General features: G+C 72.0%; 13 protein-coding genes. 11 read left to right on the top strand and 2 right to left on the bottom strand.

Features of this window, described 5'->3' with window-relative positions; genetic code table 11:
- The first annotated feature begins 75 nt into the window (after positions 1 to 75).
- From pdxR to AMO33_RS23700, 4 genes are read left to right on the top strand one after another with little or no spacing between them, the layout of a single operon-like run.
- The gene (gene pdxR, locus AMO33_RS23715) at positions 76 to 1,500 is read left to right on the top strand and encodes a MocR-like pyridoxine biosynthesis transcription factor PdxR (protein ID WP_060594338.1); all 1,425 of its coding nucleotides are present in this window, start codon (positions 76 to 78) and stop codon (positions 1,498 to 1,500) included.
- Positions 1,501 to 1,510: 10 nt separating this feature from the next.
- Complete coding sequence (locus tag AMO33_RS23710) at positions 1,511 to 1,756, top strand: DUF2630 family protein (RefSeq protein WP_041561398.1); 246 nt, start codon at positions 1,511 to 1,513, stop codon at positions 1,754 to 1,756.
- Positions 1,753 to 3,186, top strand: coding sequence for a dihydrolipoyl dehydrogenase family protein (locus AMO33_RS23705; protein WP_060594337.1), 1,434 nt, complete (start codon positions 1,753 to 1,755; stop codon positions 3,184 to 3,186). The genes AMO33_RS23710 and AMO33_RS23705 overlap by 4 nt, the downstream gene beginning before the upstream one ends.
- A gap of 13 nt (positions 3,187 to 3,199) precedes the next feature.
- A complete protein-coding gene (locus AMO33_RS23700; protein WP_060594336.1) occupies positions 3,200 to 4,711 on the top strand; it encodes a carboxylesterase/lipase family protein in 1,512 nt (503 codons plus the stop codon).
- Between the two features lie 86 nt (positions 4,712 to 4,797).
- On the opposite strand, the gene AMO33_RS23695 is transcribed toward AMO33_RS23700, so the two are convergent.
- Entirely contained in the window at positions 4,798 to 5,667 is an 870-nt protein-coding gene (locus AMO33_RS23695) for an Fpg/Nei family DNA glycosylase (protein ID WP_011211555.1), read from the bottom strand.
- 9 nt (positions 5,668 to 5,676) lie between these two features.
- On the bottom strand, positions 5,677 to 6,441 hold the full coding sequence (gene cobF / locus AMO33_RS23690) for a precorrin-6A synthase (deacetylating) (RefSeq protein ID WP_060594335.1): 765 nt from the start codon (positions 6,439 to 6,441) through the stop codon (positions 5,677 to 5,679).
- Between the two features lie 10 nt (positions 6,442 to 6,451).
- On the opposite strand from cobF, the gene AMO33_RS23685 reads away from it, so the two are divergent.
- The 7 genes from AMO33_RS23685 (at position 6,452) to AMO33_RS23655 (ending at position 12,377) form a co-directional block, all read left to right on the top strand.
- A complete protein-coding gene (locus AMO33_RS23685; protein WP_060594334.1) occupies positions 6,452 to 7,303 on the top strand; it encodes a thymidylate synthase in 852 nt (283 codons plus the stop codon).
- Positions 7,300 to 7,815 (top strand): dihydrofolate reductase, encoded by a 516-nt coding sequence (locus tag AMO33_RS23680; protein WP_060594333.1) that lies wholly within the window; start codon positions 7,300 to 7,302, stop codon positions 7,813 to 7,815. The genes AMO33_RS23685 and AMO33_RS23680 overlap by 4 nt, the downstream gene beginning before the upstream one ends.
- Positions 7,816 to 8,004: 189 nt before the next feature.
- On the top strand, positions 8,005 to 8,331 hold the full coding sequence (locus AMO33_RS23675) for a cupin domain-containing protein (protein ID WP_011211559.1): 327 nt from the start codon (positions 8,005 to 8,007) through the stop codon (positions 8,329 to 8,331).
- A 17-nt stretch (positions 8,332 to 8,348) separates the two neighbouring features.
- The gene (locus tag AMO33_RS23670) at positions 8,349 to 9,392 is read left to right on the top strand and encodes a Dyp-type peroxidase (RefSeq protein WP_011211560.1); all 1,044 of its coding nucleotides are present in this window, start codon (positions 8,349 to 8,351) and stop codon (positions 9,390 to 9,392) included.
- Positions 9,389 to 10,189 carry a family 1 encapsulin nanocompartment shell protein gene (locus AMO33_RS23665; RefSeq protein WP_011211561.1) on the top strand — a complete coding sequence of 267 codons (801 nt, stop codon included), beginning with the start codon at positions 9,389 to 9,391 and terminating at the stop codon, positions 10,187 to 10,189. Before AMO33_RS23670 ends, AMO33_RS23665 begins: the two co-directional genes overlap by 4 nt.
- 63 nt (positions 10,190 to 10,252) lie before the next feature.
- Positions 10,253 to 10,780: a hypothetical protein gene (locus AMO33_RS23660; protein WP_011211562.1), complete on the top strand. Its 528-nt coding sequence runs from the start codon at positions 10,253 to 10,255 to the stop codon at positions 10,778 to 10,780.
- Positions 10,781 to 10,877: 97 nt separating this feature from the next.
- The gene (locus tag AMO33_RS23655) at positions 10,878 to 12,377 is read left to right on the top strand and encodes a TerD family protein (RefSeq protein ID WP_205317794.1); all 1,500 of its coding nucleotides are present in this window, start codon (positions 10,878 to 10,880) and stop codon (positions 12,375 to 12,377) included.
- The last annotated feature ends 17 nt before the right edge of the window (positions 12,378 to 12,394 follow it).

Below are 12,394 nucleotides of genomic sequence, written 5' to 3'. Positions count from 1 at the left end.
CACCCAGCATGGGCGAGCGAGTGGCATGATCGAAGGGCCAATTCCGCATTACTTCGACAGGCCAATCGAGGGAACGTGCTCGACGAGTTGCCGATCGTCCTCGACCGCGAGAGCCCGCGGCCGCTGGCCGTGCAGGTGGCCGACGCCCTGCGCGCCGCCGCCACCGGCGGCCTGCTGCGCGCGGGCGACCGGCTGCCGTCCACCAGGGCGCTGGCCCAGCGGCTCGCGATCAGCCGCAGCGTGACCGCCGCGGCCTACGAGCAGTTGCACGCGGAGGGCTGGATCGACGGGCGCCGCGGCTCGGGCACCTATCTGACCACGGCCCCGGCCGCCGCACCGGCGCGTCGCGACGGCTCGACCACCGGCACGCGACCGGGCCGCCGCTACGACTTCGCACCCGGCGCGCCCTGCGTCGACGCACTCGACCGGGCGGCGTGGCGGCGCGCATGGCGGGCGGCGGCGGACCATCCGCCCCTCGTGCGCAAGGACCGCGCGGGCGACCCGGCCTACCGGGCGGCGGTGGCCGACCATCTGCTGCGGCACCGCGGGCTGGTGGCGGGCGCGGACACCGTGGTGCTGGCCACCGCGGGCACCAGCGCGGCGGTCGGCGAACTCGCGGCGGCGCTGCTGCGGCCCGGTGACGCCGTCGCCGTGGAGAACCCCGGCTATCAGCGGGCGATCGGCGCGTTCCGCGCGGCGGGGGTTCGGGTGTGCCCGGTGCCGGTGGACGACCACGGTCTGCGGGTGGACCGGATTCCGGCGGGGGTGCGCGTGGTGTATTGCACGCCGGCCCACCAGTTTCCGCTCGGCGCGCGGATGCCCGCGGCGCGGCGGGTGCAGCTGATCGAACATGCCCGGCGCACCGGCGCGCTGGTCGTCGAGGACGACTACGACGGCGAGCTCCGCTACGACACCGCACCGCTGCCGCTGCTCGCCGCGCTCGCGCCGGACGTGGTGGTGCATCTGGGCACCACGAGCAAGATCCTGTCCCCGACGCTGGGCGTGGGCTGGCTGGTCGCCGCGCCGGCCGTCGCCGCCGCGGTGCTCGCGCACCGGGAGCGTACGGGCACCTCGCCGAGCCCGGCGGGGCAGGCGATGCTGGCCGAGTTCGCCCGGCACGGCGACCTCGCCCGGCATCTGCGCCGCCTGCGCCGTACCGTCGCGCCGCGCCGCGAGCTCGTGGTCACCGCGCTGCGCGAGCGCGGGCTCACCGTCGTCGGCGACGACGCGGGCTCGCACGTGGTGGTGCCGCTGCCCGACGCGGCCGCCGAACGCGCCGCCGTGCGCGCGGGCGCGGCCGCCGGCCTGGGTTTCGACCCGCTCGGGCAGCACCATCTCGACGGCGAGCACCAGCCCGACGGCGGCGAGCGCACCTACGGCATCCCGCTCGGCTACACCGCGCTGGCCTGGGCCGACCTGGTCACGGCCGTGCCGATGGCGGCGAAATGCCTGGCCGACGCCGCCGCCGAGGGCCCTGCCGGGAGGCCGACACCGCCGTAGCATGGTCTGCATGACCGAACAGGACATCCTGGCACGCATCAAGCAACTGGTCGACGACGAGCACACGTTGCGCGCGAAGGCGACCGCGGGCGAGGTGGACCCGGTGACCGAACGCAAGCGACTGGCCGAGCTGGAAGTGATGCTCGACCAGTGCTGGGATCTGCTGCGTCAGCGGCGCGCCCGGATCGATGCGGGCGAATCGCCGGATGACGCGCAGGTCAATTCGCCCCGCCAGGTCGAGGGCTATCTGCAGTGACCGCACCGGCTCCCGCCGCCGAGTACGACGTCATCGTGATCGGCGGTGGGCCCGCCGGGGAGAACGCCGCCGCCTACGCCATCGCGGGCAGTGACCGCACCGCCGCGATCGTGGAACGCGAGCTCGTCGGCGGCGAATGCTCCTACTGGGCGTGTATGCCCAGCAAGGCCCTGCTGCGGCCCGGCCATGTGCTGGCCGCCGCCCGGGCGCTGCCCGGCGTGCGGGCCGAGGGCCTCGACGTCGCGGCCGTGCTGCGCCGCCGCGACGCGATCGTGCACGACCACGACGACTCCGGCCAGGTGGACTGGGCGCGCCAGAACCGGATCGAGGTGATCCGCGGCGCCGGGCGGCTGGCAGGCGAACGGCTCGTCGAGGTCGACGGCCGCCGCTACCGGGCCCGGCACGCGGTGGTGTTGGCGACCGGCACGAAAGCCAATGTCCCGGATACGCCGGGCCTGCGCGATGCGCTGCCGTGGACCTCGCGCGACGCCACCAACCTGCACGAGGTGCCCGGCCGGGTGGCGATCATCGGCGGCGGCGTGGTCGCCTGCGAGGCGGCGACCTGGCTGCGCGCCCTCGGCGCCGAGGTGACGCTGCTGGTGCGGGGCAAGGCGCTGCTCACCGGAACCGAGCCGTTCGCGGGCGAGCGGGTGGCCGAGGCGTTGGGCGCGGCGGGGGTCACGGTGCGGTTCGGCACCGAACCCGAACGGGTGGCGCGCGAACACCCCCGCGACACGGGCGAGGGACACGTGCACGGCGGCCCGGTCACCCTGCACCTGCGCGGCGGCGAGACGCTGGCCGTGGACGAGGTCGTCGTCGCCGCGGGCCGCGGCCCCGCCACCGCGGGCCTCGGGCTCGACCGGGTGGGGCTGCCGGAGGGATACGTCGAGGTCGACGACCAGCTCACCGCGACCGGCGTCGCCGGGAACTGGCTCTACGCCGTCGGGGACGTCAACCATCGCGCCGCCCTCACGCACATGGGCAAATACCAGGCCAGGATCTGCGGTGACGTGATCGCCGCGCGTGCCGAAGGCCGTCCGCTCACCGGCGCCCGCTACACCGCCTCCGCCGACCACGGGCAGGTGACGCAGGTGGTGTTCACCGACCCCGAGGTCGCCGCGGTCGGGCTCACCGAGGCGGCGGCGCGCGAGCAGGGGCTGACCGTGCGGGCCGTGGAACTCGACATCGCGGTGGCCGGGTCGGCGCTGGCGCGGGACGACTACCGCGGGCGCGCCAAACTGGTAGTCGACGCCGAGGCCGGGGTTCCGGTCGGCGCGACCTTCGTCGGACCCGGCGTCGGTGAACTGCTGCACGCGGCGACCGTCGCGGTGGTGGGGCGGGTGCCGATGGAGACGCTGTGGCACGCGGTGCCGGCATATCCGACGGTCAGCGAGATCTGGTTGCGTCTGTCGGAGGCCTACCGAGGCTAGTTACGATCGACCGATGGTGGCAACGATCGACATCACGACCGCCGACGGGGTCGTCCGCGGTCGCCGCGGACGCCGGGTGCTGCGCTGGCGGGCCCTGCCCTACGCGGCGCCACCGGTGGGCGAGCTGCGCTTCCGCGCCCCGCAACCGGTGCAGCCCTGGTCGGGCGTGCGGGACGCGACCGAGTTCGCCTCGGCGTCGTTCCAGCATCGCGGCGGTGCCCGTATCGGCGCGCGCACCTATCAGCCGACCAGCGAGGATTCGCTGACACTGAATGTCATCGTGCCCGCGACCCCGGCGATCACCCCGCGTCCGGTGATGGTGTTCATCCACGGCGGCGGCTACGTGATGGGCACCTCCGCGCTCGGCCTGTACTCCGGCGCGCGACTGGCGCTGCGCGGCGACGTGGTGGTCGTGACGCTGAACTACCGGCTCGGCGCCTTCGGCTACGTCGACTTCAGCGAATTCGCCACGCCCGCAAGGCCGTTCGACAACAACCTCGGCCTGCGCGACCAGGTGGCGGCCCTGGAGTGGGTGCGGCGCAACATCGCCGCGTTCGGCGGCGACCCGGACAACGTCACCATCTTCGGCGAATCCGCCGGTGCGCACGCCGTGCTCGCACTGTTGGCCACCCCCGCCGCGCACGGTCTCTTCCATCGCGGCATCGCCCAGAGCCCGCCCGCGGACTGGGGCCTGAGCGCCGCGGACGCCGCCGAATTCGCCCGCCGCCTGGTCGAGCGCCTCGGCATCGACCCCGCCGATGCGGCACGTGCCCTCACCGACCTGCCCGCCAACGACATCCGCCGCGCCGCCGACCGCGCGATGGCCGCCGCCGGACGCCAGCGTCCCGGCTTCTTCCCCATCTGCCCGGTCGCCGACGGCGACTACCTGCCGCAGGCGCCCGTCGACGCCATCGCGGCGGGCACTGCCGCGGCCGTGCCGCTGATCATCGGCACCTGCCGCGACGAAGGCCAGCTCTTCGCCCGCTTCGCCGACTACCTGCCCACCAATCCCGACCGGCTGCACCGCATCCTGTCCGCCGAGGGCGACGAGGTCGAAAAGCGGGTCGTGGCGGCCTATCCCGGCTACCCGGGGGCGCGGGCCGCGGTGCGGATGGGTGGCGACTACGTGTTCTGGCGTCCCTCGGTGGAGGTGATGGAGGGCCACAGCAGGCACGCCCCCACCTACGCCTACCGCTACGACTACGCCCCCCGGGCACTGCAACTCGCCGGGATCGGGGCCACCCACGCCACCGACCTCATCCCGGTCTTCGGCGCCGCCGACACCCCGCTCGGGCGCGCGCTCACCGCCGCGGGCGGTGCCCGGGGCCTGGCCGCCGTGACCCGGCAGTTCCAGGACAACTGGCTGGCCTTCGCCCGCACCGGCACGCCACTGCCGTCCTGGCCGGAGTACACCGAGGAGAACCGGCTCACCCTGATCATCGACTGCCCCACCCGGGTGATCGGCGATCCGGACCGCGAGCGACGACTGGCGTGGTCGGGCGTCAGGGTGCCGACCCTGACCTGATCGGCGCCCGCCTGCTCACCCGCTCAGGCCACGCACGGTCCAGCGGCCGCTGAGTTCGACTCAACCGCCCAGCGCACGCAACCCGCTCACTTGAGCAGCCGCGACATGCGCCGGTCGGCGAGCACCTTCCCGCCGGTCTGGCAGGTGGGGCAGTACTGGAACGATCGTTCGGCGTAGGAGACCTCGCGCACGGTGTCCCCGCACACCGGGCAGGGCTGGCCGGTGCGGGCGTGCACCCGCATGCCCGAGCGTTTCTCGCCCTTGAGCCGGGCCGCGTCCTGCCCCACCGAGCGCTGCACCGCGTCGGTGAGCACGGCGCGCATCGCCGCGTAGAGTTCGGCGATCTTCTCGGCGGGCAGGGTCTTGGTGTTGGCGAACGGCGAGATCTTGGCGGTGTGCAGGATCTCGTCGGAGTAGGCGTTGCCGATGCCCGCGAGCAGCGCCTGATCCACCAGCGCGGTCTTGAGCCGCTGCGAGGTGCCGTGCAGGAGTTCGGCGAACTGGGGTTCGCTCACCTCGAGCGCGTCGGGCCCGAGCCGGGCGATACCGGGGACCAGCTTGGGATCGTCGACCACGTAGACGGCCAGACGCTTCTTGGTGCCCGCCTCGGTGAGGTCGAACGCGGGTGTGGCGCCCTCGGGGGTGAAGAAGTGCACCCGCAGCGCCAGCGGGCTCTTGCCACCGGGCTTGGGTGGATTCGGATTGGGTTCGTCGATCCAGCGCAGCCAGCCGCCGCGGGACAGATGCGTGATCAGCCACAGCCCCGAACAGTCCATGCCGAGGAACTTGCCCCAGCGTGCCGCGCCGCTGACGTCGCGGCCGGACAGCGCGGTGACCGGCGGGTCGAAGGTCTTCACCGCGCTCAGCGCGGCCACATCGACTCGCCCCACCACCGCGCCGACGGCGTGTTCGCGCAGGAACTGGGCCAGCGCCTCCACTTCGGGTAGCTCGGGCACATCGCCAGGCTACCCGGCCGCACCGACATTCCCCGGGGTACGACGCAGCAGGTAGATGTCCATGATCCAGCCCTTGCGGTCCCGCAGCCGCGCCCGGACCGCGGCGATGCGCTCCCCCACCTCGCGCAGCGGCCCCGCGATCAACGTCTCGTCCGGCATGCCGAGATAGGCGCCCCACCAGATGTGCACGTCCGGCTCGGCGACGGTGGTGAACGAGCACTCCCCGTCGAGCATCACCAGCGTCGAGCCCGGCCCGAGACCTTCCTCGCGCAGCTTGCGGCCGGTGGTGATGTGCACCGGCTCGCCGATGTCGTGCAGCACGATGCGATGCCGGGCCGCCAGCGCCTGCGCGCTGGTGATGCCGGGGATCACCTCGTAGTCGAAGCGCATCGCGCCGCGCGCGAGCACCCGCTCGACCATGCGCAGGGTGCTGTCGTAGAGGGACGGGTCGCCCCAGACCAGGATGCCGCCCACCCCGCCGGTTTCCGCGAACGCCTGTTCCAGCAGCAGCGAGCGCCGCTCGTGCCAGTCCTCGACCACCCCGCGATAGTCGTCCGGTGTGCGATCGCGCGGCGGATCCGGGATCGGCACCACCCGGTAGGGCCGGTCCACGTGCGCGTGCAGGATCGCGGTCCGCAGCTCGGCCAGCTCGCGCTTCTGCTCGCCCTTGCCGATCACGAAGAACACCTCGACCTGCCGCATGGCCGCGACGGCCTGCATCGTCACCTGGCCGGGGTCGCCGGCGCCGATGCCGATCACGTAGAGCTTGCGCATTCGCCCGAGCATGCCAGGATCACCGGCGGGCGCCGGGCGCGGCCCGACTAAGCTGCCAGGCGTGGCGACGGACAGGCAATATGAGGACCTCCTGCGGCTCGTGCTCGACACCGGCACGGCCAAGGGCGACCGCACCGGCACCGGAACCCGCAGCATCTTCGGGCACCAGCTGCGCTACGACCTGTCCGCGGGATTCCCGCTGATCACCACCAAGAAAGTGCACCTGAAGTCGATCGTCTACGAGCTGCTGTGGTTCCTGCGCGGCGACTCCAACGTGGGCTGGCTGCGCGAGCACGGGGTGACCATCTGGGACGAATGGGCCGACCCGCGGGGCGAGCTGGGCCCGGTGTACGGCGTGCAGTGGCGGTCGTGGCCCACCCCGGACGGCACCCACATCGACCAGATCTCCCAGGTGTTGCAGACCCTGCGCACCGACCCGGACTCGCGGCGGATGATCGTCTCGGCGTGGAATGTGGCCGAACTCGACCGGATGGCGCTGGCGCCCTGCCACGCGTTCTTCCAGTTCTACGTGGCCGACGGCAAGCTGTCCTGCCAGCTCTACCAGCGCAGCGCGGACCTGTTCCTGGGGGTGCCGTTCAACATCGCCAGTTACGCGCTGCTCACCCACATGGTGGCCCAGCAGACCGAGCTCGAGCCCGGTGAGTTCATCTGGACCGGCGGTGACTGCCACATCTACGACAACCACGTCGAGCAGGTCACCGAGCAGCTCGGCCGCGAGCCCTATCCGTTCCCGCGGCTCGAATTGCGCCCGGCGCCCAGCTTGTTCGACTACCGCTTCGAGGACGTCACGGTGACCGACTACCGGCATCACCCGGCGATCAAAGCTCCGGTGGCGGTGTGAACACGATCGTCTCCACCCGCACCATCGGCTTGATCTGGGCGCAGACCACCGACGGCGTCATCGGTTTCGAGAACACCATCCCGTGGCGGGTGCCCGAGGACATGGCGAATTTCCGCACCGTCACCTGGGGGCACCCGGTGATCATGGGCCGCCGCACCTGGGATTCGCTGCCGCCGAAATTCCGGCCGCTGGCCGGGCGCCGCAACGTCGTGGTCACCCGGCAGCCGGACTGGTCGGCGCCGGGCGCCGAGCGCGCGGGCTCGCTCACCGAGGCGCTGGCGCTCACCGAGCCGGAGTCGGTGTGGATCGCGGGCGGTGCGCAGATCTACGAGACCGCAATGGATTTCGCGACCGAGCTGCTGGTCACCGAGGTGCAGGTCAGCGTGCAGGGCGACGCGCACGCCCCGGTGATCGGGGCCCAGTGGCGATTGGCCGAGGCCGGTCCCAAGCGCACCTCGACCACGGGCCTGAAATTCCGCATCAACCGTTACGTCCGCCGCACCCGCAGCTGACCGGCGGCCGACACGCGTGCGGCCACCGCGGCGGGCAAACGCCGCCCGCGGCCCGGGCAAGTCGGGCATACTCCAGGTGTATGCGGCGGCGGGAAGAGATCCTGTCTCAGCCCGACCGGTTCCGCCCGCCCGCCGCGCCGGTGGCACCAGCCCGGCCGCCGGCGAGATGTGGACGCGAAAGGCAGTCTCATGGACAAGAAATCGCTGACCGCGGTCGCCCGCCAGCAACTGAAACTGGCCGCCACCGCCTCGAGCGGACGCAGTTCGCAGACCATCTACGGCGGACACGCCCAGTCGCTGCGCCAGACCGTGGTGGCCCTCACCGAAGGCCAGAGCCTGGCCGAGCACGACAACCTCGGCGACGCCACGATCTATGTGCTCAGCGGGACGTTGGTGCTGATCAGCGGCGCGAACGAGTGGAAGGGCTCGGCCGGTGACCTGATCGTGGTGCCCAAGGCCAGGCACAGCGTGAAGGCGACCGAGGACGTGGTCTTCCTGCTGACCGTCGCCAAGTAGCCTCTAGGCTGTTGCTCATGGGTGAGCCGCAGCCGATTCTCGAACCGCTCACGCCCGCCGCGATCTTCCTCGTCGCGACCATCGACGAGGGCGGCGAGGCGATCGTGCGCGACCTGCTCGAGGATCTGCCCGGCCTGCGCCGCTCGGTCGGCTTCCGTATCCCCGGTGCGAACCTGAGCTGCGTGACCTCGATCGGCTCGCAGGCGTGGGACCGGCTGTTCACCGGGCCGCGACCGGCCGAACTGCACGTGCTGCGCGAGTTCGTCGGCGCCAAGCACCGCGCCCCCTCCACGCCCGGCGACCTGCTGTTCCACATCCGCGCCGAGGTGCACGACGCCTGCTTCGAGCTGGCGATGGCGATCGGCGACCGGCTGGCCGGCGCGGCGACCATCGTCGACGAGACGGTCGGCTTCCGGTACTTCGAACAGCGCGACCTGCTCGGCTTCGTGGACGGCACGGAGAATCCCGAGGGCGCGGCCGCCGCGGCGGCGACGCTGGTGGGCCAGGAGGACCCGGACTTCGCGGGCGGCAGCTACGTCGTGGTGCAGAAGTACCTGCATCCCCTCGACGAGTGGCGGGCGCTGTCGGTGGAGGAGCAGGAACGCATCATCGGGCGCACCAAGCTCGACGACTTCGAACTGCCCGACGACGTGAAGCCGGCCGACTCGCACGTCGCAGTGAACACCGTGGTCGACCCCGACGGCACCGAACGCCAGATCACCCGCGCCAACATGCCCTTCGGCAGCGTCCGCGAGGGCCGATTCGGGACCTACTACATCGCCTACGCCGCCACTCCCACCGTCACCGAGACCATGCTCTCGCGCATGTTCGAGGGCACCGAGGAGGCGGCCTACGACCGCATCCTGGATTTCTCGGTCGCCGTCACCGGCACCCTGTTCTTCGCCCCGCCGCTGGACTTCTTCGACGACCTGCCCGATCCGCCCACGGCCGCCGCGGCCGTCGACGACGACGCGGAGGCCGCCGCCGCGGTGGCATCGGAACTGCGCGTCCTCGGCGACGGCTCACTCGGTATCGGCACATTGAAAAGGAGCACGCTGTGAACAACCTCCATCGCGAACTGGCGCCGATCACCTCCGAGGCATGGGCGGCGATCGAGGAGGAGGCCGGGCGTACGTTCAAGCGGCACATCGCGGGCCGCCGCGTGGTCGATGTCGCCGGGCCGCACGGAGTGGACTTCTCGGCGGTCGGGCTGGGCCGGACCACCGGCATCGCGGCGCCCGACGAGGGCGTCCAGGCGCGGCAGCGGGTGGTGGCGCCACTGGTGGAACTGCGCGTGCCGTTCACCCTCTCCCGCGAGGAACTCGACAACGTCGAACGCGGCGCGAAGGACACCGATCTGGACGCGGTGAAGGAGGCCGCGCGCCGCATCGCCTTCGCCGAGGACCGGGCGATCTTCGAGGGCTACCCCGCCGCGGGCATCACCGGCATCCGCGCCGCCGGGTCCAACGCGCCCATCACCGTCCCCGACGACGCGCGGCTGGTGCCCGAGGCCATCACCCAGGCGCTCACCGCGCTGCGGCTGGCCGGTGTGGACGGCCCGTACTCGGTGCTGCTCAGCGCCGAGCTCTACACCGAGGTCAGCGAGACCTCCGACCACGGCTACCCGATCCGCACCCACATCGAGCGCCTGATCCCGGACGGGGAGATCATCTGGGCTCCCGCCATCGACGGCGCGTTCGTGCTCACCACCCGTGGCGGCGACTACGAGCTCACCCTCGGCCAGGACGTCTCCATCGGCTACCTCTCGCACGACGCCGACACCGTGCGGCTGTACTTCCAGCAGACCATGCAGTTCCTCGTCCACACCGCGGAGGCCGCCGTCGCCCTGCGCCGGTGACGCGCTCCCCAGGAGAAACGCCGTGCTCGCCGGCAGCGGGTGGGCGGTGAGCAGGAGGTACGGATGACGGTGCGGGCCGGGGTGGTGCCGACCCCGCGGGCGGCGGTGTACGCGGGCGCCGGGCTGGCCGTGCTGGTGGCGGTGACGCTCGGCGTGGTGGCCGTGTTCGGCTGGAACCGGGTGTTCACCGGGCTGCTGGTCGGGATCGTCGCCGGGGTGGCGGTGCTGGTGGCGCTGTTCCGGCGGGACGCGGTGGTACTCACCGACCAGGCCATCGAGCTGCGCACCCCGCTGACGCACGAGACCGTGGGCTGGGACCGGGTGCGCGCGGCGCGGTTCGCGCTCGACGAGCGGGCGCGGTGGTCGCTGGCGCTGGATCTGGCGGGCGGGGACGAACGGCACGGCGAGCTGGTATTGCTGTCGATACCCCCGGTGGTGCGCCCGGTGTCCGGCGCCTACGACATGCGCAAGCGCGAGCAGGTGCACGAGATCCGGGAGTTCCTGCGGCGCAAACGCGTTCCGGTGACGGTGCTGCCGGAGATCGCGGGTGCGCTCAGCGAGTTCTGGAAGATCGCGCCGCCGACACGCTGACGCCCGCGTCCGTCGCCGGCCTGCGGCGCGTCGCGCACGGTCTCGGTGTTCCGGCGTGACGGGCCGGAGCCTCTCGTATACGTTGACTGCTGTGTCGATGATGAAGGGCGCCAACGTGGCGGTGCCGATGTCCGCGGTCCGCATCGAGCTGGGGTGGCAGTCGGGTCCGGGTGTGCCGGATGCCGACGCGTCCGCACTGTTGCTGGTCGGCGGCAAGGTCCGTTCCGACAACGATTTCGTGTTCTACAACCAGCCCGCGCATCCCTCCGGCGCGGTCCGCCACGAGGGCAAGCGGCAGGGCCCGACGGTGCTCGACGTGCTGTCGGTGAACCTGGCCGGTGTGGAACCCCAGGTCGAGACGATCGTGATCGCCGCGTCGGCCGATGGCGGCACCTTCGGCCAGTTCCAGGGACTGCACGTGCGGGTGCTGGACGCGGCGAACGGTGCCGAGGTGGCCCGGTTCGACAGCACCGGCGCGAGCACCGAGACCGCCTTCGTACTCGGCGAGCTGTACCGCAGGCAGGGCGCGTGGAAGTTCCGCGCCGTCGGCCAGGGCTACGACTCCGGATTGGCCGGTCTGGCCACCGATTTCGGTATCTCCGTCGACGATGCCCCCGCCGCCGCACCTCAGCAGCAATTCACCCCACCGCCACCGCCGCAGCAGCAATTCACCCCACCACCACCGCCGCAGCAATTCACGCCACCACCGCCCCCGCAGCAATTCACGCCACCACCACCCCCGCAGCAGCAATTCACCCCGCCACCACCCCCGCAGCAGCAATTCACCCCACCGCCCACGCAGCAGTTCCCGCAGGGCCAGCAGCCGTACCCGCCACAGCACCAGGGTTACCCGGCCCCGCCGCAATACGGGCAGCCGCCGACCGGTGGCTTCCCCCCGCCGCCGGTACAACCGCCCGTCCAGCAGCCGCCCGCGCAGCCCGCGACCGGTGGCGCGCCGGTGAACCTCGGCAAGATCTCGCTGACCAAGGAATCCCCGTCGGTCTCGCTCACCAAGCAGGGCGCGACCGGTGGCACCATGCGGATCAACCTCAACTGGACCAGCCAGAACCAGCAGCGCACCGGTCTGTTCGGCAGGCGCCGCGGCGGCGGTCTCGATCTGGACCTGAGCTGCTTCTTCGAACTCGCCGACGGCCGGATCGGCTCGGTGCGCGCGCTCGATCGCTCCTTCGGCGCCCTCGACCGCCCGCCGTTCATCCGGCTGGACCAGGACGACCGCACCGGATCCAGCGCGACCGGTGAGAACCTCGACATCAACCTGGACTACACCGCCCAGTTCCGCCGGATCCTGGTGTTCACCTCGATCTACGAGGGCGCCAACGATTTCCGCGGCGTGCACGCCACCGCCACGCTGTATCCGTTGAACTGCCCACCGATCGAGATGACCCTCGACGGCTGCACCGACGACTCCCGGGATGCCGTGCTCGCGCACATCGAGAACATCAACGGCGAGTTGGTGGTTCGCCGCGAAGGCACCTTCATCCGCCCGCCCGCAGGGCGTCCGGGTGCGGGCATCATCGAGATCGCGCGGCTCTACAACTGGGATTTCGGCTTCAAGGCCGGTCGCGGGAAGGACTGACCGGCCACCGCTGTCCC

The organism is Nocardia farcinica, from assembly GCF_001182745.1.
In the GTDB taxonomy this organism is placed as follows: Bacteria; Actinomycetota; Actinomycetes; order Mycobacteriales; family Mycobacteriaceae; genus Nocardia; species Nocardia farcinica.
This window is presented reverse-complemented; position numbering and strand designations above follow the sequence as displayed.